The sequence below is a fragment of the Mesorhizobium sp. P2_D1 genome (genome assembly GCF_056404455.1).
The window spans coordinates 18,624-41,856 of record NZ_JBFUDZ010000007.1; the positions used below are offsets into that span (position 1 = coordinate 18,624).

A 23,233-nucleotide genomic window follows, 5' to 3' on the forward strand; every position below is an offset into this window, starting at 1 on the left:
CACGAAGTCGTTTGGATTCGAGGAGAAGGGGAGCAGGTATAAAAGCTCCGGAACAAACAAGAGGGAGAGAGACAGTGAGGAATTTACGCAATATCAGTCTTGCTGCCGGACTGGCGCTGAGCGTCTCGGTTCCGGCACTCAACGCTTTCGCTTCAGAGCCGACAGTCCCACCGGTGCCGGCGACTTTTCCGGCCGAGGGCAAGATCAAATACGTCGCGCGTGACTCCATCCTGGAGTTCAAAGCCCTGCCGGAATATCATGAGCCGGATTGGTTGACCGAAAAATACGTCAAGACCGGCAAGCTGCCGCCGGTGAAGGACCGGCTGCCGAAGGAGCCGCTGGTCTTCAAGACGGCCAACATGCCTGACGGCGTCGGCGTCTATGGCGATACGATGCGCCATGTCATCGGCGGCCGGCCGGAAGGCTGGAACTATGGCGCCGGCCAGACGCAAGGCTGGGGCGGCATCGATATTGGCCTCTCCGAATGTCTGACGCGCACGGCGCCACTGTTCCAGGTCGAAGCCAAGGACACCGAGCCGCTGCCGAACCTTGCCAAAAGCTGGGATTGGTCGAAGGACGGCCACAAGCTGACCATGCATCTGATCGAGGGCGCCAAATGGTCTGATGGCGTGGCCTTCAATGCCGACGACGTCATGTTCTATTGGGATGACGAGGTGGTCGACCCGAACGTCTCGCCGCTCAATGGCGCGACGCCGGAAACCTTCGGCGTCGGCACGACGCTGAAGAAGATCGACGACTACACTGTCGAGTGGACCTTCAAGGACGCCTTCCCGAAACAGTACCTCTACGCCATGGCCTATGGTACCTTCTGCCCCGGCCCCGCACACATATTGAAGCCGCAGCATCCGAAATATTCGAAGAACACCTACGACCAGTTCAAGAACGCCTTTCCGCCGGAATATATGAACATGCCGGTGATGGGCGCCTGGGTGCCGGTCGCATACCGGCCGGACGACATCATCGTCATGCGCCGCAACCCCTACTACTGGAAGGTCGACGAAAAGGGCAACCAGCTGCCCTATCTCAACGAACTGCAGTACAAGCTGTCGACCTGGGCCGACCGCGACGTCCAGGCGGTCGCCGGCTCGGGCGACTTCTCCAACCTCGAGCAGCCGGAAAACTTTGTCGCCTCGTTGAAGCGCGCCGCTGAAGCCAACGCGCCGGCACGGCTCGCCTTTGGTCCACGCCTTATCGGCTACAATCTGCGCCTGAACTATTCCGCCAATGGCTGGGGCAACCCGGACGAGCGCAGCCAGGCAGTCCGTGAGCTGAACCGCAATGAGGACTTCCGCAAGGCTGTCACCATGGCACTCGACCGCAAGGCACTGGGCGACTCCCTGGTCAAGGGGCCGTTCACCGCCATCTATCCCGGCGGCTTCTCCTCGGGCACAAGCTTCTATGACCGCAAGTCCACCGTCTACTATCCATTCGACCTCGCGGGCGCCAAGGCCGAACTCGCCAAGGCCGGCCTCAAGGATACCGACGGCGACGGTTTCGTGAACTTCCCGGCGGGCACTGCCGGCGGTAAGAACGTCGAGATCGTGATGCTGGTCAACAACGACTACGGCACCGACAAAAGTCTTGCCGAAGGTGTCGTCGCGCAAATGGAAAAGCTGGGCTTGAGGGTCGTGCTGAACGGCCTCAACGGTACCCAGCGTGACGCCTCGCAGTATTCCGGCCGTTTCGACTGGTTGATCCGGCGCAACGACCAGGAACTGACCTCGGTTGTGCAGAACACCGAACAGCTTGCGCCTGTCGGCCCGAAAACCAGCTGGAATCACCGTGCGCCGGAAAGCGGCGAGGTCGACCTGATGCCTTTCGAAAAAGACCTCGTCGACATCGTCAACAAGTTCGTCGCGTCAGAGGACAACGACAAGCGCGCCAGCCTGATGAAAGAGTTCCAGAAGATCTCGACCGAACACGTCTACAATGTCGGCCTGACGGAATATCCCGGGGCGCTGATCGTCAACAAGCGCTTCTCGAACATTCCGCAGGGCACACCGATCTTCATGTTCAACTGGGCCGAGGATTCGATCGTCCGAGAACGCGTCTTCGTCGCGGCCGACAAGCAGGCGAAATACGAATTGTTCCCGCAGGAGCTCCCGGGCAAGCCCGGAGACAAGGGTCCGATGTAAGTTTGCCTCCCCTGACCAAGAGAGACCCGGCCGCGCCGCTGGCGCGGCCGGGGCAAACCAACCCTCCGAACGACCCTCAATGGGAGCGTCCGGCGAAATGAGGAAGCCGACCGTCCATGCTGCGATTCCTGCTTATGCGCATAGCGTCGGCAATACCGGTCCTCGCAATCTTGAGCCTCGTCACCTTCGCCATCATCCAGGCGCCACCTGGTGACTATGCCGACTACATCCGTTCGCAGCTGATCAACCAGGGCGGCGCGTCCTTCGCGGAGGCCGATGCGCAGGCCCAGGCCTACCGCGTCGAACACGGCCTCGATAAGCCGCTGCCCGTCCAGTATCTCAACTGGATCGGCGGAATCATTACTCGCGGCGATTTCGGCTACAGCCTCTACTACAACAAGCCGGTGGCCGATGTCGTCGGCGAGCGCCTGCCGAGAACGCTGCTCCTGGCGCTGGTCTGCCATCTGCTCGCCTCGGTGCTGGGCATCACGTTCGGCATATGGGCGGCGACAAGGCAATACACGTGGATCGACTCGACGCTCTCGGCCATCGCCTTCCTCGGCATGACCGTGCCGCGCTTCCTGATGGCGCTGATCATCGTCTATCTCCTCGTCTTCCAGTTCAACCTGTCGGAGATCGGCTCATTCTTCTCGCCGCAATATGGCGGCGCGCCATGGTCTTGGGCGAAGTTCGTCGACCTGGTCAAGCATGTCTGGCCGGTGGTGGCGATCGCCACTTTCGGCGGCCTCGCCTACAATATGCGCGTCATGCGCGGCAATCTGCTGGATACGCTTAACGCGCAATATGTCGAGACGGCGAGAGCCAAGGGCCTGACCGGTAGCGCCGTCGTAATGCGGCACGCCGTGCCCAATGCGCTGCATCCACTCGTCATGTATCAGGGTGTGGTGCTGCCCTACATGCTCACCGGCGAGATCGAGACGGCGATCATCTTCGCGCTGCCGACCGTCGGCCCGGCGATCGTCGGTTCGATGGCGGTCGGTGATGTCTATGTCACGGCCACCTTCATGATGGTGCTGTCGGCGACACTGATCGTCGGCAACATCATCGCCGACATGCTGCTCGTCCTGCTCGACCCGCGCATCCGCCAATACGGAGAGAGCTAGATGCTGGCCCGCGATCCATCACCTCCACCGCTGCCGGCGGAAGGACCCATCGTCGCCAAACCGGCGCGTGGCAATGAGAGCTATATCGCGCTCGTCTGGCGCCGGTTGAAGCGCTCCTGGACCGGCATGGCCGGGCTTGGGCTCGTTGTTCTGTTGCTGGTGATGGCGGTGTTCGCCGAATTCCTGGCGCCGATGGACCCGAAGGCGACCGATGTCGGCTTCGCCCCGCCGCAACTGCCCTCCTTCCACGACAAGGACGGCAATTTCGTCGCGCGGCCACGGGTCTATGCGCTGGCCGATTCGGCCGACCTCGATCCGGTCACCTTCCAGCCCGTCGTCGGCCCCGACTACGACCATCCGAGACTGCTTGGCTTCTTTGTCGAAGGCGCGCCCTACAAGCTCTTCGGGCTGGTCCCGGCGGACCGGCATTTCTTCGCCTCGATGGACGGCCAGCCGGTGCATTTCCTCGGTACCGACAAGTTCGGCCGCGATATCCTGTCGCGCGCCATACATGGTTCGCGCGTCTCGCTGATGATCGCGCTGACGGTCGTCTTCATCATCACCGTCATCGGCACCACCGTCGGCATGGTTTCCGGCTATTTCGGCGGCCGGTTCGATATCTGGATGCAGCGCTTCGTCGAACTGGTGCTCGCCTTCCCGCAGCTGCCTCTCTATCTTGCGCTAACGACGCTGATCCCCGTCACCGCGCCGACCAATGTCTTCCTCGCCTTTGTCATTGTCGTCATGTCGGCGCTGGGCTGGGCGCAGATGTCGCGCGAGGTGCGCGGCAAGACGTTGGCGCTGGCGCGCATCGAGTATGTGCGCGCCGCAATGGCGGTCGGCGCCACCGACCGGCGCATCATCCTGCAGCACATCTTGCCCAATGTGATGAGCCACGTGATTGTCGCCGTCACCTTGGCGATCCCGACGGTGGTGCTGCTCGAATGCTTCCTCGGGTTCCTCGGCTTCGCGGTCAAGCCTCCGCTGATCTCGTGGGGCCTGATGCTGCAGGACACCGCGACCTATTCCGTTATCGGCACCTATCCCTGGATCCTGTCGCCGGTCGGTTTCGTGCTCGTCACCGTTTTTGCCTTCAACGCGCTGGGCGACGGCCTGCGCGATGCCGTCGATCCGTATTGAGGTGGCTGGGATGACCGTCGCACTCGCCGAATCCTTCGCCCCCACCGTTCGTCATGACCATGACGGGCGCCAGGACCAGCCCATCATCGACGCCCGCAACATCGAGGTCGCCTTCAAGGTCGAGCACGGCGTTGTCGAAGCGGTCAAAGACATCTCGTTCCAGCTCTATCGCGGCGAGACGATCGCCATCGTCGGCGAATCCGGTTCGGGCAAGTCGGTGACGGCGCGCGCCGTCATGGGGCTGCTGTCGCGCCGGGCCGCCGTGTCGCCGAAATCGAGCATCTGTTACGATGGCCAGGACATCCTGAAATTCCCCGAGAGCGAGCGGCGCAAGCTGCGCGGCAACCGCATCTCGATGATCTTCCAGGAGCCGATGAGCTCGCTCAACCCGATCTATACGGTCGGCAGCCAGATCGTCGAGGCGATCCGGGTGCACCGCAAGGTGAGCCGCAGGCAGGCCTGGGCACGGGCGCTCGAACTCTTGCGGCATGTCCAGATCCCCGAGCCGGAGGCGCGGCTCAAACAGTATCCGCACCAGCTTTCGGGCGGTCAGCGGCAGCGCGTAATGATCGCCATGGCGCTGGCCAACGATCCTGACGTGTTGATTGCCGATGAGCCGACCACCGCGCTCGACGTCACCGTCCAGGCGCAAATCCTGAACCTGATCCGCAATCTGCAAAAAGAACTGCGGATGGCGGTGATCCTGATCACTCACGATCTCACCGTGGTGCGCAAATTCTCCGACTATGTCTACGTCATGCAGCATGGCGCGATGTGCGAGCACAACGTCACCGAACGGCTGTTTGCGGACCCACAGCATCCCTACACGCAGAGGCTGCTCGCCGCGGAGCCGCGCGGGCGTCCGCAACCGCTTCCCGAGGGCAGCGGCGCCATCCTCGAAGCGAATGATGTGCGCGTCTGCTTCATGCTGCGTCACGGCAGTTTCCTGAGGCCGGACTGGCGCGAGCTGGTCGCCGTCGACGATCTCGGCCTCAAGCTTTGCCGCCATGAGACGCTGGGGCTTGTCGGCGAATCAGGTTCCGGCAAGACCACATTCGGCCAGGCGCTGCTGAGATTGATCGACACCAAGCGCGGCGAAATCCGTTTCGACGGCCAACCGATCCAGGGCCTGTCACGCAACGAGATGCGGCCACTGCGCGCGCGCATGCAGATCGTTTTCCAGGATCCTTTCTCTTCGCTCAATCCGCGCATGACGATCGGCCAGATCATCGAGGAAGGGCTGGTCGTCAACAGCATAGGCGCGACGCGGGCCGAGCGGGTCGACCGGGTGCGCGAGGCGCTGGTCAGTGCCGGCATGCCGGGCGATATCCTGTCGCGTTTCCCGCACGAATTCTCGGGCGGTCAGCGCCAGCGCGTCGCGATCGCCCGCGCCATCGCGCTCGAGCCCGAATTCATCCTGCTCGACGAGCCCACCTCGGCGCTGGACCTCTCCGTCCAGGCGCAGATCATCGACCTCCTGCGCAAGCTGCAGGACGAGCGGGGCTTGAGCTACCTGTTCATCTCGCACGACCTCAAGGTGGTGCGCGCGCTGTGCCACCGCGTCATCGTCATGCAGCACGGCAAGATCGTCGAACAGGGCCCCGTCGACGAGGTCCTCACCAATCCCAAGACCGCCTACACCGAACGGCTCGTCAGGGCCGCTTTCGATGTGACTTGAACATATGCCGGAGGTTAGCGTGGCAAGAAATCCCAAGATCACATTCATCGGCGCCGGCTCGACGGTGTTCATGAAGAACATTGTCGGCGACGTGCTGCAGCGGCCGTCGCTTTCGGGCGCGACGATCGCGCTGATGGACATCAATCCGCAGCGGCTCGAAGAGAGCGCGATCGTCGTCAACAAGCTGATCGCGACGCTCGGCGTCAAGGCGAAGGCAGAGACGCATTCCGACCAGCGCAAGGCACTGGCGGGCGCCGACTTCGTCGTCGTCGCCTTCCAGATCGGCGGCTATGAGCCCTGCACGGTCACCGACTTCGAAGTGCCGAAGAAATACGGCCTGCGCCAGACGATCGCCGACACGCTCGGCGTCGGCGGCATCATGCGCGGCTTGAGGACCGTGCCGCATCTGTGGAAGATATGCGAGGACATGCTCGCCGTCTGCCCGCAGGCGATCATGCTGCAATACGTCAACCCGATGGCGATCAACACCTGGGCGATATCAGAGAAATATCCTGAGATCAGGCAGGTCGGCCTCTGCCATTCGGTGCAGGGCACGGCAATGGAGCTGGCGCACGATCTCGACCTTCCCTACGAAGAGATCCGCTATCGCTCGGCCGGCATCAACCACATGGCCTTTTACCTGAAATTCGAGCATCGCCAGCCCGACGGTTCCTACCGCGACCTCTATCCCGATCTCGTGCGCGCCTATCGCGAAGGCCGCGCGCCCAAGCCCGGCTGGAATCCGCGCTGCCCCAACAAGGTGCGCTACGAGATGCTGACGCGGCTAGGCTATTTCGTCACCGAAAGCTCGGAGCATTTCGCCGAATACACGCCCTATTTCATCAAGGAAGGCCGCCCCGATTTGATCGAGAAATATGGCATTCCGCTCGACGAATATCCCAAACGCTGCATCGAGCAGATCGAGCGCTGGAAAGACCAGGCGCAGGCCTACCGCTCGGCCCAACGCATCGAGGTTGAGGAGTCGAAGGAGTATGCCTCGTCGATCATGAACTCGGTGTGGACGGGCGAACCCTCGGTGATCTACGGCAATGTCCGCAACAATGGCTGCATCACTTCGCTGCCCCGCGATTGCGCTGCCGAAGTGCCGTGCCTAGTCGACGCCTCCGGCATCCAGCCGACTTACATCGGCGACCTGCCGCCGCAATTGACGGCGCTGATCCGCACCAACATCAACGTGCAGGAATTGACGGTGCGGGCGCTGATGAGCGAGAACCGCGATCACATCTACCATGCTGCGATGATGGATCCGCACACCGCAGCCGAACTCGATCTCGACCAGATCTGGTCACTGGTCGATGATCTCCTCGCCGCTCACGGCGACTGGCTGCCGGCCTGGGCACGTGTGGGGCGCAAGACCGAGGCCGCCTGAACGCACCGGTCTCACTTCGGCTCGTCGGCGTCCGTTTCTTCCTCGTCGTCGCGGGCGGAGATGACATAGGCGCCCTTCAGCCAGCGGTTGAGGTCGATGTCCTTGCAGCGCGTCGAGCAGAACGGATAGGTTTCGCGCGCCGAGGGCTTGCCGCATTCGGGGCAGGGGCGCTTTGGCCGCAGCGGCGTGACCTTGTCGTCCAGGCTCACAGCCGGGCTCCCACCTGCCAGCCGCGATGCACCTTGAAGCCTTCGCCGGAAAGCAGCGCCACCGTCTCATAGAGAGGCAGGCCGACGATGTTGGTGTAGGAGCCGACCAGCTTGACGACGAAGGCGCCGGCGAGACCCTGGACGGCATAGCCGCCGGCCTTGCCGCGCCATTCACCGGAGGCCACGTAGGCGTCGATTTCCTCGCGCGGCAGCCGCTTGAAGCGGACCCGCGTCTCGACCAGTCGCTGGCGCAATTTGCCGCCCGGCGTGATCAGGCAGATGCCGGAATAGACCCGGTGCGAACGGCCCGACAGCAGCCCGAGGCAATTGGCGGCGTCGTCGAGGGTTTCAGCCTTGGGCAGAATGCGTCGCCCGACGGCGACCACCGTATCGGCGGCCAGCACGAAGCCTGGCGCATAGTCGGCCTCGGCCGTCAGCGAGGCGAACGCCTTCTCGGCCTTTTCCTTCGACAGCCGCTTGGCCAGAGAGCGCGGATGCTCGGCGCGCAGCGGCGTCTCGTCGACATCGGCCGGCAGCACGCGGTCCGGCTCGATGCCGGCCTGCTGCAAGAGCTCGATCCGGCGCGGCGAACCCGAGGCAAGCACCAGCTTCTGCAAAATGCTCATCGCGGACCAGTCGGGCTTTGCTTACTTGAAACGATAGGTGATGCGGCCCTTGGTCAGGTCGTATGGCGTCATCTCGACCAGAACCTTGTCGCCGGTCAGCACGCGGATGCGGTTCTTGCGCATGCGGCCGGCTGTATGGGCGATGATCTCGTGTTCGTTTTCGAGTTTCACCCTGAACATCGCGTTGGGCAACAATTCCGTCACGACACCCGGAAACTCGAGGACTTCTTCCTTCGGCATTCGATACCTTTGCTTGGATGGTAGTTCCAGCGCCCTGGCCGGAATTTCGGCGGAACCTATATGATAAACGCCCGCTTGTGAACACGCTTAATCCGTCTCGTTTTTTGCTTCTGGAAGCAAAAAACGTCGATCTATGCGTGCTTTCAGCCGCTCGCGCACGTCGCGATAGCTGGCCATGATCTGTTCGCGCGTGCCGGCGGCGTCGGTCGGGTCCGGCGTCGGCCAGTATTCGACCTCGACCGCGAGCGAGCGGGTGAGTTCGAGCGCCGCGTGGTGTGCTTCCGGCGCCAGCGTGACGATGAGGTCGAAATAGTCGTCCTCGAGATCGTCCATCGTCCTTGGGTGACGCTCGCCCAGCGACAGCCCTTCCTCGGCCAGCACCGCATCGACGAACGGATCGCGCTCGCCGGCGCGAACGCCGGCCGAGGCGACGAAGACAGTGGCCGGCAGCGCCCGCCGCGCCAGCTGTTCGGCCATTGGCGAGCGCACGGCGTTCATGCCGCACAGGAACAGGATCGAGCGGGGCAGGGCAGCCAGGGCTAGCCCCGCCAGTGCAGCACGCAGACCAGCGTGAACAGCCGGCGCGCCGTATCGAAATCGATGTCGATCTTGCCGGCCAGCCGGTCCATCAGCGTTTGCGAGCCCTCATTGTGCAGGCCGCGGCGGCCCATGTCGATCGCCTCGATATGGCTCGGCGTCGAGGAGCGGATGGCGTCGTAATAGCTTTCGCAGATCATGTAGTAATCCTTGACGATGCGCCTGAGCGGCGTCAGCGACAGGATGTGGGTGACGACGGCATCCCCGTCCTCGCGCGCCACGGCAAAGACCAGGCGTTGCTCGGCCAGTGACAGTTTTAGCCGGTATGGCCCGGGGCCGCTGTCATTGACGGGTTGAAAACTGTTCTCCTCGATCAGGTCGAAGATCGCCACCGCACGCTCATGCTCGACATCGGGCGTCGAACGGCCGATCGATTCATCGAGTTCGACATCGATCAGCCTGGCGCGGGTTTGATCAGAGTCCGACATGGCGGCCTACATGTTCAGCCGTATGGCGACGGAGCGGCCGTGCGCATCGAGGCCTTCCGCCTTGGCGAGCGCAATCGCCGCCGGCGCCAAAATCCGCAGCTGCTCCGGTCCAAGCTTCAGGATCGAGGTGCGCTTGACGAAGTCGAGCACGGATAAGCCCGACGAGAAGCGCGCCGAGCGTGCCGTGGGCAGCACGTGGTTGGAGCCGCCGACATAGTCGCCGATGGCCTCCGGCGTGTGGCGGCCGAGAAACACGGCACCGGCATTGCGCATCCGCGCCAGAAACTCTTCGGCATCGTCGATGGCAAGTTCGACATGTTCTGCGGCGATGCGGTCGACCAGCGGCAGCGCGGCGTCGATCGTGGCGACCTCGACCACCGCGCCGAAATCGCGCCAGCTCGCCGCTGCTGTCTCGGCGCGCGGCAGGCTCTGCAACTGGCGTTCCACGGCCTGTTCGACGGCACGACCGAAGGCCGGATCGTCGGTGACCAGGATCGACTGCGCCGACGCATCGTGCTCGGCCTGGGCCAGCAGGTCGGCGGCGATCCAGTCCGGATCGTTGCTGCCGTCGGCCACGACGAGCACTTCCGAGGGCCCGGCGATCATGTCGATGCCGACGGTGCCGAACACCTGGCGCTTGGCCGCCGCCACATAGGCATTGCCGGGTCCGACGATCTTGGCCACCGGCTTGATCGTTTCGGTGCCGTAGGCAAGCGCGGCGATCGCCTGCGCGCCGCCGACGCGATAAATCTCCGACACGCCAGCGATATCAGCCGCCACCAGCACCAACGGATTGATGACGCCGCCTGGCGCTGGCACGACCATGACGATGCGTTCGACGCCCGCCACCCCAGCCGGTATGGCGTTCATCAGCACCGAGCTTGGATAGCTCGCGGTGCCGCCCGGCACATAGAGCCCGACCGCCTCGATCGCCGTCCAGCGCGAGCCGAGCTCGACGCCGGCGGCGTCCGTATAGCGATCATCCCTGGGCCGCTGTCGCTCATGGTGCGTGCGGATGCGGTCGCGCGCGAATTCCAGCGCCTCTATCGTCTTAGGGTCGGCGGCCTTGTAAGCCCGGGCAATGTCGTCCTTTGATACGGCAATGCCAAGACTTCCGAGGTCGGCGTGGTCGAATTTCCTGGTGTAGTCGATCAGCGCCGCGTCGCCCACGGCGCGCACGCGCGCGATGATGTCGCGCACCGCGGCATCGACATCGGCCGACACCTCTCGCTTGGTCAAAAGAAAGGCGGCGAAACGCTGCTCGAAATCGGCATCGGACTGACGAAGCGTGATGGCCATCGGACGCTCAAGCCTTGTGGACGGGACGCGAGGTGGCTTCCCACGCGCCGCCGATGTCGGCAAGGCGGGCCTCGATGCACTCGACATCGAGCATGATGGTGCCGCCGCCCGAAAAGATCAGCTCGACGATGCCGGCCGGCTTGCTGATCTCGATGAAACTGACCGCCAAAAGCGACAGGACCTCGGCCGGCTTGTCTCGAGCGATGCCATTGGTCTTGGCGCCGAGCACGCGGTCGAAATGCAGCACGGCCTGCCGCCGCTCATTGTGCTGGCGAAACAGGCTGGATTTAGCCTCCCAGACAAAGCGGTTCATGGTCAGCACGAAACGCTTTGCCGAAGGCAGGAATTCGAGGTCCGAGACCTTCATCACGGCATCCTGGACATGGGCCGAAACGATGCTCAGATCCTGGTCGTCGAGTGCGATAAGCTTAAGGGCGGTCATGCGGATTTCGCACCTGAAGGTTGATTGTTCAGCCTTCTGTTAGAGCATGATCCCGAAAAGTGGAAACCGGTTTTCGCAAAAGATCATGCTCAGACAGGAATCTGGAGCCTCATCTCGACCTTAATCGAGATGAAACAGGCTCCAGGAGGGTCTTTCCCGTCCGCGCAACCGCGCCGCGAGGCGTGGCGATTGGCTACGCCGAAATCCGCTCGATCACCGCGCCGCAATTGGAAAGCTTTTCCTCGAGCCGCTCGAAGCCGCGGTCGAGATGGTAGACACGGTTGACCGTGGTCTCGCCTTCGGCTGCCAGGCCGGCGATGACCAGCGAGACCGAAGCGCGAAGATCGGTCGCCATGACCGGCGCACCCTTCAGCTTCGGCACGCCGTCGACGATCGCCGTCTGGCCCGAAAGCGTGATGTGGGCGCCGAGCCGAGCCAATTCCTGCACATGCATGAAGCGGTTTTCGAAGATCGTCTCGGTGATGCGCGACTTGCCCTTGGCCATGGTCATCAGGCCCATGAACTGCGCCTGCAGATCGGTCGGAAAGGCCGGGAATGGCGCCGTCGTCACGTCGACCGGCGAAATGCCGGCGCCGTTGCGCCTGACGCGAATGCCGGAATTGGTCGGCGTGATCTCGGCGCCGGTCTGCGAAATCACGTCGAGCGCGGTCTGCAGCAGTTCGGGTCGCGCGCCTTCGAGCACGACGTCGCCGCCGGTCATGGCTACGGCCATGGCATAGGTGCCGGTCTCGATGCGATCGGGAATGACGCGCACGCGGGCGCCCGACAGCGATTCGACGCCATCGATGGTGATGGTTGGCGTGCCGGCGCCGGAAATCTTCGCGCCCATGGCATTGAGGCACTCGGCGAGGTTGACGATCTCGGGCTCGCAGGCGGCGTTTTCAAGCACCGTCTCGCCCTTGGCCAGCGACGCCGCCATCATCAGCACATGGGTAGCACCGACCGAGACTTTCGGGAACACGTAGCGGTTGCCGACGAGGCGACCGTTCCTAGTCTTGGCGATGACATAGCCGGTGTCGACGTCGATATCGGCGCCCAGCACCTGCAGGCCTTCGAGGAAAAGATCGACCGGGCGCGTRCCGATGGCGCAACCGCCCGGCAGCGACACCTTGGCCTCGCCCATGCGCGCCAGCAGCGGGCCGATCACCCAGAACGACGCCCGCATCTTCGACACCAGCTCATAAGGGGCCGTGGTGTCGACGATGTTGCGGGCCGAGAAATTGATGGTGCGCGAATAGCCCTCATTCTGCTTCTCGCGGCGGCCATTGACCGAATAGTCGACGCCGTGATTGCCCAGGATGCGGATCAGCTGCTCGACATCGGCCAAATGCGGCACGTTTTCCAGCGTCAGCGTGTCGTCGGTCAGGAGCGAGGCGATCATCAGGGGAAGTGCGGCGTTTTTGGCGCCCGAGATCGGAATGCTTCCGGCAAGCTTGTTGCCGCCGACTATTCTGATGCGATCCATGGAAGAACGTCCCTCTCGGCCAAAAAAGCCGGTTCAATCGGTTGAGTATCGGCCCCTCTAGACCATTGGCCGGTCTGGTTCAAGAAATAGGATTTCGCCCGCTCCGGTCCAAGAGTGGCCGATTTGAGTTAATCTTTCTGCATTTCCATCGCCGAGCCGAGCCCGTCCGGTCGTTGGTCGGCTTCGCCGATACGCCGCGAGCGCGACTGCGCCTTGCGCTTCTGTAGATTGGCGCGCAATTGCTCGGCGAGCCGGTCCTTGCGGTTCGTGCCGCCCTTTTTCGCAGGAATTGTCTTGTCGTTCATAATCTCGCCCCGGTCGGCGACCAGCTAGCCCCCTATTCAGGGATAGCCAACATTGTGGCGCCGCCATGTCATCAAAAGCGATCCGGCAAAGGCTTTCGCAGAAGCGTTGCACTTGGCCTTGCGCTTGCCGGTTCGATATGGCAGAAGCCCCGCCATCGGCGGCTGCGGTAGCTCAGTGGTAGAGCACTCCCTTGGTAAGGGAGAGGTCGAGAGTTCAATCCTCTCTCGCAGCACCAGTCCATCCCGTTGAAATCGCTGAAGCCATTGGTGCGCTACGCCTTCCGTCCATTCTGACGTTACAAATGACGTCACAAGACGGAAATCGTGACGGCCGCTGTCCACCAGGCTTGTGATCCCCGAGGACCTTCGGCCCTTTGTGGAGTGCAGGACAGGGGCTGCCAACACGCCTTGGGCCTGGTTACAGGACGGTTCTCAAGGCACTGCCAGGCGCTGTCGCTGCTCATCATCATGAGCGCGTTGTAGCGCCGCTCCGGCGTGGGATCGCTGGACTGCTGAATGATGCTGACCTTGCTGACCCGGTTAGCGACGGTGAGTTCTCGGCGCTCCGACGGGAGCGACCAAGCGCCTGAGAAAGTCCCTCCCGGCATCTGCTATCAGCACACATGCGCGGATCGTCGCGGTCCGAAGATCGAACGAGCGGACCATTGATTCTCGGCCAGTCCGCTGCTTCTCAAGATAGCGCGCGAGCGCAATTTCGTGGCGTTGCGGCGCAACCGCATTCCACAGCCGCGGGTTTTGCCCGGCATCATCATGCCAGATGGGCCACTCATTCGGGTGCAGCATAGCATTCTCCTCCTGAGACAAGGGCTGCCTCGTCCGGGCAATCTCGTCCCCCGCCCGTGAGAATTGCGTTGGAACCAGCGTGATGAATTCGTGAAAAGCGTCACGCCGGCAAAATCGCGATTGAAATAGGGGCAGGTAGGGGAAATGATTGCCGGTGGGAGCTATGGCTGTGGCGGATTCGATGACGCATCTCTGTCTGCTCGGTGGTTTCGATTTTGCCAGCGATGCAGCGACGGTTCCGCTCCTCGGCCGCAAGGCGCGTGCCATGATAGCTTACCTGGCCCTCCAGTCCGGACGCTCGCAATCGCGCGAGAAACTCGCTTCGCTTTTGTGGGGTTGCAACAGCGAGTCCCAGGCCCGGACGAACCTGCGGCAGGCCTTGTCTGCCGTCAGGAAGGCCACTCACGCATCAGGGGGCGGGAGGTTCCTCACCGAGGGCGACACCATCAGCCTCAATCTCGACGATCTCGATTTCGATGTCGCGCGGTTCGAGGCGCTGGCCGCCGGCTCCGCCCCCGAGCAGCTCGAGCAGGCGCTTGCTGTCTATCGTGGCGACCTCCTCGACGGCTTCGATCTCAAGGAGGAGCCGTTCGAAGACTGGCTGAGGTTCGAGCGCGAGCGATTGAGGGCAATCTCCATAGCTGTGCTGGAGAAGCTCGTCGCACACCATTCCGCGACAAGCGATCTTGCATCATGCGTGCGGGCGGCTACGCGCTTGCTGGCTTTTGAACCCCTGCGGGAAGACATTCACCGCGCCTTGATGCGGGCCTATGCAGCCCAGGGTCGCGTCAACCTCGCCCTGAAGCAATATGAGCGCTGCCGCGATGCCCTGCAGCGGCAGCTCGACTTGCGGCCCGAGCCCGAAACCCGAAAGCTGTATGACGACCTTCGGGCGCGCCGCATCACACCGGACGCGGCTTTTCCAGCACCCGGAGTTTCACCTTCGCAACAGACGCGATCGCAAGCCGATAGGCGTCCGGACTCAGGTCAGCCCATCGGCCCGTCGACGCACTACGTCAAATCGGCGGGGATCAACATCGCTTATCAGGTGACCGGCGACGGGCCGATCGACCTGATCTATGTACCCGGATGGGTCTCCAACCTCGACCTTTCCTGGTCGTCGCCGCGGCTGGCGCATGTGCTCCAGCGCCTCGGCAGCTTCTGCCGCCTGATCCGCATGGACAAGCGCGGCACGGGGCTGTCCGACCGCAATGTCGGTCTGCCGACGATGGAAGAGCGGATGGAGGACGTGCGGGCAGTGCTGGATGCGGTCGGCTCGAAGCGCACGGTTCTGTTCGGCAGCTCCGAGGGCGGCCCCATGTGCATGTTGTTCGCGGCGACCTATCCCGAGCGCACGGCGGCGCTCGTGCTCAACGGAGCCTATGCCAGCGGCAGATGGTCGAAGGATTACCCCTGGGCGAGAACAAGCGAGCAGGTGGAACAAGATCTAACAGTCGTCGAGAGAGAGTGGGGAGAGCCGGCGGACATGAGCAACGCCGCGCCCAGCCTGATGAACGACAGTTTCGAAAGAGAATGGTTCGCCGCCTACCTCAGGAATTCAGCCTCGCCCGCCGACGCGATAGCGCTCTGGCGCTGGGGGACCGAAATCGACGTTCGCGACATTCTGCCGGCCATTCACGTTCCGACGCTTATCGCGCAGACGACGGGCGACCGCTGGGTAAAACAGGAAGAAGGACGCTACCTGGCAAGGCATATCGAAGGTGCCCGATACATCGAGCTTGCCGGCCGGGACCACGTGATCTGGGGGGAGAATTCCGATCGCCTCGTGGACGAGATCCAGGCCTTTGTCACCGGCGCTTTGCCGGCGGTGCCGGGCAAGCGGCTCCTGGTGTCGGTGCTGTCCGTAGAGATAGAAGGCCCTTTCTCCGGTGCCGGCGCGGATCTGATTGAGCCACACGCCGAACAGATCCGTAGCGATCTGCTCGGCGCCGAAGGCAGGCGGATCAGACGCACGGCAAGCGGATTTGTCGCCGTGTTCCAAGGCCCGACGCGATCGATCCAGTGCGCGATCGCGATCCGTCAACGCCTGAAGCAATCAGGTCTCGATGTCCGCTCGGCAGTCCATACCGGCGAATGCGAGGAGCGCGGCGATGATTTCACCGGGATGGCGATCGAGCTGTCATCGCGGCTGCTCGATCATGCGCGGCCAGGCGAGATCATTGCCTCGCGGACGGTTCGTGATCTCGTGGTCGGCTCCGGCCTGATGTTTGAAGAGCGCGGCGATACGGAACTTGCCGGGCTTCCCGGGAGCTTGCAGCTTTTCTCCGTCTGTGGGCCAGCCTGACGGCGATGATCCTTGACGCAAGTGGTTCGCGCACCTGACTCGTGGTATCGTCGTTGGGGGAGACGGCGGACGCGCCGTGAGTGCCCGCCCGCTCCCACAATGGGAGGAAAAAATGGCTTACTACGTATTGCTCTCAAATTTCACAGATCAAGGTATCAAGAGCATAAAGGATACCCAGAAGCGCGCGGAGGCCTTCAAGGCGATGGCCAGCAAGAACGGCATCAAGGTTCACACCTTGTTGTGGACGCTTGGCCAGCATGATGTCGTGGCGATTGCAGAAGCCGACGACGACATTGCTGCGACCGCACTAGCCTTGTCGATCGCATCGCTAGGTAACATCAGAACCCAGACATTGAGGGCGTTCGACGCCGCGGATATGGCCAAGATAATGGCAAAGATGGCCTGACCGCCACTCTGCCGTGAACGGGCGATCGAAGCCCGCTGGCGAGGGGAGCGGCGGCCTCGCTCATATCCTTGAAGCGAAAACCCTGGGACGAGGCCAGGGTTTTTTATGAGTGCGGTTCAACTCGATATTTTGGTCAAATCGCAACCTTAGCCAGCCGCATAGCGGCTACCTTGAAGCCATTGCCGTTCGGATTGCGGGTCGTACTTGAAGCTGCGAAGATTGGGCGTTCGCTTAGCGATGTACTGGAAGGCATCTTATGCCAGTTGTTCGGGTGGAGCGGCGGCTCGCTGCGATCATGGCCGCCGACATAGTGGCCTATTCACGCCTGATCGAAGCAGATGAGGCCCGTACACTCGCGTTGATCAGGACCCTTCGCTCCCAAGTGGTAGACCCGCTGATCGCAGACCACAGGGGCCGTGTTGCCAAACTGATGGGCGACGGCGCAATCGTTGAGTTTGGCTCCGTTGTTGAGGCCGTGGCCTGTGCCGTCGCAATGCAGGAAGGGACGGCGGAGCATCAGCGGGAGGTCCCGCCCGAGAGCCGCATAGTGTTCCGCATCGGCATCAACGTCGGTGACGTTGTCGTGGAGGACGGCGACCTGCTCGGGGATGGCGTCAACATCGCGGCACGGCTTGAGGCACTGGCGGAGCCTGGGGGCATTTGCATTGCCGATGCGGCGCAGAAGCAGCTGGCCGGCAAGACTGACTTCGCCTTTGAAGACACCGGCGAGCGCAAGCTGAAGAACATCGCGCAGCCGGTCCGCGTTTGGTGCTGGTCCAAGGGATCGGCACCGCCTGCCGCCGGTGCGCCGCTATCCTTGCCCGACAGACCCTCAATCGCAGTGCTTCCGTTCGACAATCTGAGCGGGCAGCCGGAGGAGACCTACTTCAGCGACGGCATCACCGAAGACATCGTCACCGGGCTGACGCACTTCCGCTCGCTGTTCGTGATTGCCCGCAACTCCTCCTTCGCCTTTCGCGGTAAGTCGATCGACCTTGCCGAGATCGGCCGGCGGCTTGGGGTGTCCTATCTTCTCGAAGGCAGCGTGCGGCGCGCCGGAGCGCGCGTGCGGATCACTGCGCAGCTCATCGAGGCGGCGACCGGCGCGCATCTTTGGGCCGAACGCTATGACCGCGGCCTCGACGACGTCTTCGCGGTGCAGGACGAAGTTGCGCAGACCATTGTGTCGACGCTGGTTGGGCGAATTGAAGATGCGAGACTTCAGCAATCGCTCCGGAAGCCGACAACCAGCCTTGCCGCCTACGACTGCCTGCTGCGGGGCATGGCCCACTTTCGGAGTGACACGGATGCCAATCGGCAAGCGCTTGAGATGTTCGAGAAGGCGGTGACCCTCGACGCGCGGTATGCCGTGGCGCATTCGTATCGTGCCTTCGTGAAGGTGGCACAGAACGGTCACGCCGCCGCACCGGCCGAGGTGCTGGACGCGGCGTTCAACGAGGCTAAGCACGCGATCACACTCGACCCTCTGGAGAGCCGTTGCCACCGCATACTGTCGACCATCTGTCTCTACCGTCGTGAATACGACATGGCCGAGCAATATCTCCGCCGGGCATTCGACCTCAATCCCAATGATGCAGACGGACTGATCATGAAGGGCCGCTTGCTGGCCTTTCGTGGCAGGCCGGAAGAAGCACTGGTTTGCTTGGAGGCTGCTGGTCGCCTGAACCCACTACACTTTCGCTGGTACGATGTTCACTTCGGCATCGCCCTTTATTCGCTTCGGCGCTTTGCAGAGGCCGCTCAGGCGTTCAAAAAAATGCCCCTGCCAAGCTCGTGGTCGAGTGCACGGCTGGCGGCCTGCTACGCCCAGCTCGAACGGACCGAAGCGGCACAGGCAGCAGTGGCGGAGGTCCTGCGCCTGCAGCCTGATTTCTCTACGGCTGAATACATGCGCGAAAGCGTCCTCCTTGAACACGCCGAAGACCGAGAGCTTCTCCGTGAAGGGCTCATCAAGGCCGGATTGCCGGCGTGATCTGGCCGTGCCAGAGCAGCTGGTGGCTACCATGGTACCGGTCGTTCCCGCTCGCAGCGTACCAGAATTGCAGCTTGGTGGCTTAACCCATTGGCGCTTTTGTTAGATGCGTAGTCGCCTCCCTCAGGCAAGATTCTAGAGGGGGGATCGGGGTAGTGCGTTTGCACTGCCTCGCGAACCTACTCGAACATCCGTGTCAGGCCGGCATCCGTCACCACCTTCTGGGCGATAACGCAGATCGGGACGCGGCCAGTGTTCAGCAGAAGGTCGGCGCTGACTAGGCCGAAGCGCGGTCCTTGCCTCGCCGCCAGCACGGCCGGCACGGCGGCGATGAGGTCGGACACGGCAACCGCCGCGAGCGCCGTGGTGTAATTGGGCACCGTCAGCACCACACGTCTCGCCATGCCGCACGCTTCCAGAGTTTCATCAATCAGCCCCTTCCTGCCGCCGGTAAATGACACCAGCACATGACGGCGAGGGCTCGTCGTGATCGGATTGCCGTCGGACGTCTACCTCGTCGGCTGGCCTTGTATTCAAGTAAATGCTAATAGGCATCGGGCCGGCGGATGCCGTTCCAGCTTCGCTCGGCCCATGGCGGCAGCTGATGTCGAGGGGGACGCATGCGGATCGCAATGATCGGGGCGGGCGGCATCGGCGGCTATCTCGGCGCAAGGCTCGCAGAGGCGGGGGGCGACGTCAACTTCATCGCTCGCGGTGCCCACTTGCAGGCAATGCGCCGGGACGGCCTGCGAATTCAAAGCGATATCGGCAACGTCTTTCTCCCCAATGTGTCCGCGAGCGACGCGCCGGCCGACATCGGTCCCGTCGATCTCGTGATTTTCGCGGTGAAACTCTACGACAGCGAGAAGGCCGCCGCCGCGCTCGGACCGCTCATCGGCAGGAATACGCGTGTCGTGACGTTGCAGAACGGCATCGACAGCGTCGAGATTCTAGGCCGCCATGTTCCCGGCGACCAGGTGATTGGCGGCGCCACCTACTTGTCCGCATTCATCAAACAGCCGGGAGAAGTCGTCCACGCTGGCGGGCTGCGTCACATCCTGGTCGGCGGGCACCACGAGCCTCTCATCAAGGACCTTCAGGCGCTCTGCGATCGTGCTGTTGGGCTTGAGCTGAAGCCGGTTGCCGACATCGACAATGTGCTGTGGGAGAAGTTCGTGACACTCGCGGCCTTTTCCGGAGGGACGTCGCTCATGCGCTCCGGGATCGGTCCGATCCTCGACGACCCCGAGGCTCGTATCTTCATCGAGCAACTGCGCGACGAGGGGATGGCGGTCGCGGCCGCGGCCGGTCATCCCATGGCCGAGGGGTTCGAAGGGCGCGTTGTGACCAGATGGACCGCATTCCCACCGCACGTAAAATCGTCGATGGCCAACGACCTCGAAAGGGGCAAGCCAATCGAGGTCGCCTGGCTGTCCGGGCGCATGCACGAATTGGGCATCAGGTTCGGTGTTGCGACCCCCGGCCACACGGCGGTCTTCCGCGCCCTGCATCTCTACGCAGCGGGTGCAGCTCCGTAGCGGCGCCCCGTCAACGTTCCTTGGGAGGATATCATGGCCAGTTCGTCGAGCGAGAGCATGCCGGTGGCGACCGTTAACGAGGCTACCGGCTCCCAGGACATGTTCAACAAGGAGCTGGAGACGTACCGCAGGATCGTGGCCACAAACCTCATGTTTCACCGCGAGGTCTACGGGCTCCTGCGCGACCTGCTCGTTGAGCATGCACCAGGGTCGTTTCGATTCCTCGACGTGGCGTGCGGCGATGCCGCTGCCTCTGCCGCGATGCTGAAGACGTCCGCGATCGGCGGCTATGTCGGCATCGACCTGTCGGAAGCGTCGCTAGCGCTTGCCGCTCGCGCGCTCGAAGGGCTGCCATGCCCGGTCGAGCTGCGCTGCGGCGATTTCGCGCAAGCGATGGCGAACTGGTCGGAACCCGTCGACGTAATCTGGATCGGCATGTCGCTGCACCACCTGGCGACCGAGGGCAAGGCGAAGCTGATGCGGCACGCCCGCAGGGCCTTGGGCGGCGTGGGCCAGTTCGTCATCTGGGAGCCGGCCCTGTTCGAGGGAGAAGATCGCGCCGCCTGGCTCGCCCGCTTCTCGTTGCTGCGAGACAAATGGTCGGCCGTTTCCGACGAGGAATTCGCTTCCATGGAACGGCACATGCTACTGGCCGATTTCCCTGAAACCGCCGAGACTTGGCTCGGCATGGGGCGGGATGCCGGGTTTCGCCGCGCCGAGGAGATTTTCATGATGCCGAACAGAATGGGCAGGGTATTCCGATACTGGAACTAGCCAGCGCATCGGGGCGACCATGTCATCAGATCTGAAACCGGGTGAGATCCCGCCGGGCGACGCTCTGGTTCCCGCGGCCGTCGTGCTGGTCGGTCGCTCGGGTCGCCTGCGCCCGCTCGACGCCGGGCGCGACGCATCCTGTCTCTACCCGCTGTCGCATGACGAGCACACGAATGCCACCTGGGTCGACATGAAGGTTGGCCCGTTCGCCAGCGAGCAATGTTTCGCCGACCACGTCGCCGAACTGGTGGCCGACAAGAAACGCGCCTTCTTTGCCGTCGCCGGCCTCGACGACAAGCCGCTGGGGTGGCTCTGCCTGATGGAGGCGAGACCCGCCCATCATGTCGTCGAGCTCGGCTATGTGCTGTACACGCCGCCGCTGCAACGCACACGGCTCGCCACCGAGGCGCTCTACCTGATCCTGCGCCATGTCTTCGACGATCTTGGCTACCGGCGCCTCGAATGGACCTGCACCTCGACCAACCTGCGCTCGCGCAAGGCGGCCGATCGGCTCGGCTTCGTCTATGAGGGCACGCTGCGCCAGGGCCTGTTCCTGAAGGGCAAACCTTGCGACATCTGTGTCTATTCGATGCTTTCCAGCGAATGGCCGGACCATCGCTCAGCTTTTGAGGCCTGGCTTGATCCCGGAAATTTCGACGCCGGGCGGCAGCTTCGCTCGGTTGCCGAGATCAGGAGCGGCCTTGACTAGCATGATCCAGAGATCAATCCTCAGTCGCAGCACCAGTCAATCCCTTGAAATCACAGTCCCGCGTCACCGACCAAGCGGCTGCCGTGACAAGGCGAGGAGCTCGGCCTCGTCGGTGATGCCGGCCATATAGTTGGCGATGATGCGGGAGGCCAGCGCTTCTCGGCTGGCATCAGAGTCGCCCTCGCGCTTTGCCTGGTCGAAGACCCGCCCAAGAAGTCCCATCTCGGACGGCGTGAAGTTGCCCGCCTCTTTGAGTTTGCGATTGATGGACATGCGGCCTCCCTTCCTTTCGAAAAGTATACGCGCATCTCACGCAAAAAGGACGGACTGAACGAGCGACAGCTTCGATTGCGCCCTTTTTGATTTCGCTCACAACCCGCGATCTTACGCCACCGACCAGCCGCCATCGACCAGAATATTGGCGCCGGTGATCATCGACGCTGCCGGCGAGGCCAGGAACACCACGGTTCCTGCGACATCGATCGGATCGCCGATGCGGCCGAGCGGAATGTGCCCCAAGACATGGGCGTGAAAGTCTGGCTCGGCGAGGGACGGCCGCGTGCCGTCGGTCCAGATGAAGGTCGGCGCCACGCTGTTGACGGCGATCTTGTGCTGCGCCCATTCGGCGGCCAGGCAGCGCGTCAAATGGTTGATCGCCGCCTTGCTCATGCAGTAGATCGCCTCGCCCTTCAGCGTCACCGTCCCGGCCTGCGAGCTGATGTTGATGATGCGCCCGGATTTCTGCGCGATCATCAGCCTTCCGACCGCCTGGGTGGTGAAGAACGTGCCCTTGAGGTTGACGTTCACCGTCAGGTCGAAATCCTCCTCGGTGACGTTTTCGGCCAGGTTTTCCGGCCCAAGCCCGACATTGTTGACCAGCACGTCGATGCGGCCGAAGGCGGTGTGCGCCTCGGCGACGGCCTTTCGCACCGTGGCGAGGTCGGTCAAATCCATCTGCACGGCAAGCGCCCGCCTGCCCAAACTCTCGATCTCGGCGACCAGTTCCGCCCCGTCGGCCTTGCTGCGCACGCCGACGATCATGTCGGCCCCCGACCCGGCACAGGCCAGCGCACAGGCGCGGCCGATGCCGCGCGAGGCGCCGGTGACCAGCGCCACCTTACCGGTCAGATCGAACTTTGGTGTGAACTCTGTCATCGCAACCTCCCCTGAAGGTTTTCGGGCCGAAACTGCACGGATAAGTCACGACCTTTACGCTGAACACTATCCGCTCGCGGCGTGAAAGCCAGCCGGCATCTGAAGACAGCTCAAGACAAGAACACCGCTTGCCCCCCGGACTTGACAGCCTGTGCGACGTGCTGACCGATCTCGGCACTGTCCGCAAGGAGAAGGCGATGGCTGAGGAAGCCGTCGCCGCGTGCCAGGACGCGCTCGTTATCTTCCGGGACCGCAAGATGGACGACCTCACCGTCGGATCGGAAAAAAATCTCGCCGAGGCACAAGCCCTGCTGGCCGCACTGCACCGACGCAATGATTGCCCTCCGGAGCCAGGCGCCTGCAACAACGCGTGACATAGTCGATCGCTTGTCGTATATTGACATAAAGATATCCTTATGTGACATGAAT

General features: G+C 62.9%; 24 protein-coding genes and 1 tRNA gene. 13 read left to right on the forward strand and 12 right to left on the reverse strand.

Going from position 1 to position 23,233, the window contains the following annotated elements; genetic code table 11:
- Positions 1 to 74: 74 nt before the first annotated feature.
- The 5 genes from AC1D0I_RS08145 (at position 75) to melA (ending at position 7,488) form a co-directional block, all read left to right on the forward strand.
- Positions 75 to 2,156, forward strand: a complete 2,082-nt coding sequence (locus AC1D0I_RS08145; protein ID WP_477394248.1) for an ABC transporter substrate-binding protein — start codon at positions 75 to 77, stop codon at positions 2,154 to 2,156.
- Positions 2,157 to 2,272: 116 nt separating this feature from the next.
- A complete protein-coding gene (locus AC1D0I_RS08150; protein ID WP_095088651.1) occupies positions 2,273 to 3,280 on the forward strand; it encodes an ABC transporter permease in 1,008 nt (335 codons plus the stop codon).
- Positions 3,281 to 4,420 (forward strand): ABC transporter permease, encoded by a 1,140-nt coding sequence (locus tag AC1D0I_RS08155; protein ID WP_477394250.1) that lies wholly within the window; start codon positions 3,281 to 3,283, stop codon positions 4,418 to 4,420.
- A 10-nt stretch (positions 4,421 to 4,430) separates the two neighbouring features.
- A complete protein-coding gene (locus AC1D0I_RS08160) occupies positions 4,431 to 6,098 on the forward strand; it encodes an ABC transporter ATP-binding protein (protein ID WP_477394252.1) in 1,668 nt (555 codons plus the stop codon).
- A 19-nt stretch (positions 6,099 to 6,117) separates the two neighbouring features.
- Positions 6,118 to 7,488 (forward strand): alpha-galactosidase, encoded by a 1,371-nt coding sequence (gene melA, locus AC1D0I_RS08165; protein WP_477394253.1) that lies wholly within the window; start codon positions 6,118 to 6,120, stop codon positions 7,486 to 7,488.
- Positions 7,489 to 7,499: 11 nt separating this feature from the next.
- On the opposite strand, the gene yacG is transcribed toward melA, so the two are convergent.
- The 9 genes from yacG to AC1D0I_RS08210 form a co-directional block, all read right to left on the reverse strand.
- Positions 7,500 to 7,697: a DNA gyrase inhibitor YacG gene (gene yacG, locus AC1D0I_RS08170; protein ID WP_095088647.1), complete on the reverse strand. Its 198-nt coding sequence runs from the start codon at positions 7,695 to 7,697 to the stop codon at positions 7,500 to 7,502.
- Positions 7,694 to 8,323 carry a Maf-like protein gene (locus AC1D0I_RS08175; protein WP_457151822.1) on the reverse strand — a complete coding sequence of 210 codons (630 nt, stop codon included), beginning with the start codon at positions 8,321 to 8,323 and terminating at the stop codon, positions 7,694 to 7,696. The genes yacG and AC1D0I_RS08175 overlap by 4 nt, the downstream gene beginning before the upstream one ends.
- Positions 8,324 to 8,344: 21 nt before the next feature.
- The gene (infA, locus tag AC1D0I_RS08180; protein WP_006200926.1) at positions 8,345 to 8,563 is read right to left on the reverse strand and encodes a translation initiation factor IF-1; all 219 of its coding nucleotides are present in this window, start codon (positions 8,561 to 8,563) and stop codon (positions 8,345 to 8,347) included.
- 87 nt (positions 8,564 to 8,650) lie between these two features.
- Entirely contained in the window at positions 8,651 to 9,115 is a 465-nt protein-coding gene (locus AC1D0I_RS08185; protein ID WP_477303528.1) for an arsenate-mycothiol transferase ArsC, read from the reverse strand.
- Positions 9,103 to 9,588 (reverse strand): UPF0262 family protein, encoded by a 486-nt coding sequence (locus AC1D0I_RS08190; RefSeq protein WP_095088641.1) that lies wholly within the window; start codon positions 9,586 to 9,588, stop codon positions 9,103 to 9,105. Before AC1D0I_RS08190 ends, AC1D0I_RS08185 begins: the two co-directional genes overlap by 13 nt.
- A 6-nt stretch (positions 9,589 to 9,594) precedes the next feature.
- Positions 9,595 to 10,887, reverse strand: a complete 1,293-nt coding sequence (hisD, locus tag AC1D0I_RS08195) for a histidinol dehydrogenase (RefSeq protein ID WP_477394255.1) — start codon at positions 10,885 to 10,887, stop codon at positions 9,595 to 9,597.
- A gap of 7 nt (positions 10,888 to 10,894) precedes the next feature.
- Complete coding sequence (locus AC1D0I_RS08200; RefSeq protein ID WP_457151819.1) at positions 10,895 to 11,329, reverse strand: DUF2948 family protein; 435 nt, start codon at positions 11,327 to 11,329, stop codon at positions 10,895 to 10,897.
- Between the two features lie 193 nt (positions 11,330 to 11,522).
- Entirely contained in the window at positions 11,523 to 12,815 is a 1,293-nt protein-coding gene (gene murA, locus AC1D0I_RS08205; protein ID WP_477225412.1) for a UDP-N-acetylglucosamine 1-carboxyvinyltransferase, read from the reverse strand.
- A gap of 128 nt (positions 12,816 to 12,943) precedes the next feature.
- Complete coding sequence (locus AC1D0I_RS08210; RefSeq protein ID WP_477394257.1) at positions 12,944 to 13,120, reverse strand: hypothetical protein; 177 nt, start codon at positions 13,118 to 13,120, stop codon at positions 12,944 to 12,946.
- 161 nt (positions 13,121 to 13,281) lie between these two features.
- Here AC1D0I_RS08210 and AC1D0I_RS08215 point away from each other — a divergent pair.
- The 4 genes from AC1D0I_RS08215 to AC1D0I_RS08230 all read left to right on the forward strand — a co-directional run bounded on the left by AC1D0I_RS08215 (position 13,282) and on the right by AC1D0I_RS08230 (position 18,628).
- Positions 13,282 to 13,356 (forward strand) — tRNA-Thr (locus AC1D0I_RS08215).
- A 749-nt stretch (positions 13,357 to 14,105) separates the two neighbouring features.
- A complete protein-coding gene (locus tag AC1D0I_RS08220) occupies positions 14,106 to 16,229 on the forward strand; it encodes an alpha/beta fold hydrolase (protein ID WP_477394259.1) in 2,124 nt (707 codons plus the stop codon).
- A 112-nt stretch (positions 16,230 to 16,341) separates the two neighbouring features.
- Positions 16,342 to 16,635, forward strand: coding sequence for a GYD domain-containing protein (locus AC1D0I_RS08225; protein ID WP_142869763.1), 294 nt, complete (start codon positions 16,342 to 16,344; stop codon positions 16,633 to 16,635).
- A 256-nt stretch (positions 16,636 to 16,891) separates the two neighbouring features.
- Positions 16,892 to 18,628: an adenylate/guanylate cyclase domain-containing protein gene (locus tag AC1D0I_RS08230; RefSeq protein ID WP_477394261.1), complete on the forward strand. Its 1,737-nt coding sequence runs from the start codon at positions 16,892 to 16,894 to the stop codon at positions 18,626 to 18,628.
- A 179-nt stretch (positions 18,629 to 18,807) separates the two neighbouring features.
- On the opposite strand, the gene AC1D0I_RS08235 is transcribed toward AC1D0I_RS08230, so the two are convergent.
- The gene (locus tag AC1D0I_RS08235) at positions 18,808 to 19,032 is read right to left on the reverse strand and encodes a hypothetical protein (RefSeq protein WP_477394263.1); all 225 of its coding nucleotides are present in this window, start codon (positions 19,030 to 19,032) and stop codon (positions 18,808 to 18,810) included.
- Between the two features lie 216 nt (positions 19,033 to 19,248).
- Here AC1D0I_RS08235 and AC1D0I_RS08240 point away from each other — a divergent pair, with 216 nt between their 5' ends.
- The 3 genes from AC1D0I_RS08240 to AC1D0I_RS08250 are packed head-to-tail and all read left to right on the forward strand — an operon-like array spanning position 19,249 to position 21,649.
- On the forward strand, positions 19,249 to 20,166 hold the full coding sequence (locus AC1D0I_RS08240; RefSeq protein WP_477394265.1) for a ketopantoate reductase family protein: 918 nt from the start codon (positions 19,249 to 19,251) through the stop codon (positions 20,164 to 20,166).
- Positions 20,167 to 20,199: 33 nt separating this feature from the next.
- Entirely contained in the window at positions 20,200 to 20,940 is a 741-nt protein-coding gene (locus AC1D0I_RS08245) for a class I SAM-dependent methyltransferase (protein WP_477394267.1), read from the forward strand.
- A 19-nt stretch (positions 20,941 to 20,959) separates the two neighbouring features.
- Positions 20,960 to 21,649 (forward strand): GNAT family N-acetyltransferase, encoded by a 690-nt coding sequence (locus AC1D0I_RS08250; protein WP_477394268.1) that lies wholly within the window; start codon positions 20,960 to 20,962, stop codon positions 21,647 to 21,649.
- A 63-nt stretch (positions 21,650 to 21,712) separates the two neighbouring features.
- Here the strand turns inward: AC1D0I_RS08250 and AC1D0I_RS08255 are convergent, their stop codons facing one another.
- Both AC1D0I_RS08255 and AC1D0I_RS08260 read right to left on the reverse strand, forming a co-directional pair.
- Positions 21,713 to 21,922, reverse strand: a complete 210-nt coding sequence (locus AC1D0I_RS08255; RefSeq protein WP_095088617.1) for a hypothetical protein — start codon at positions 21,920 to 21,922, stop codon at positions 21,713 to 21,715.
- Positions 21,923 to 22,033: 111 nt separating this feature from the next.
- Positions 22,034 to 22,804, reverse strand: coding sequence for an SDR family NAD(P)-dependent oxidoreductase (locus AC1D0I_RS08260; protein ID WP_477303045.1), 771 nt, complete (start codon positions 22,802 to 22,804; stop codon positions 22,034 to 22,036).
- Between the two features lie 128 nt (positions 22,805 to 22,932).
- Here AC1D0I_RS08260 and AC1D0I_RS08265 point away from each other — a divergent pair, with 128 nt between their 5' ends.
- Positions 22,933 to 23,178, forward strand: coding sequence for a hypothetical protein (locus AC1D0I_RS08265; RefSeq protein ID WP_477394270.1), 246 nt, complete (start codon positions 22,933 to 22,935; stop codon positions 23,176 to 23,178).
- Positions 23,179 to 23,233 lie beyond the last annotated feature (55 nt).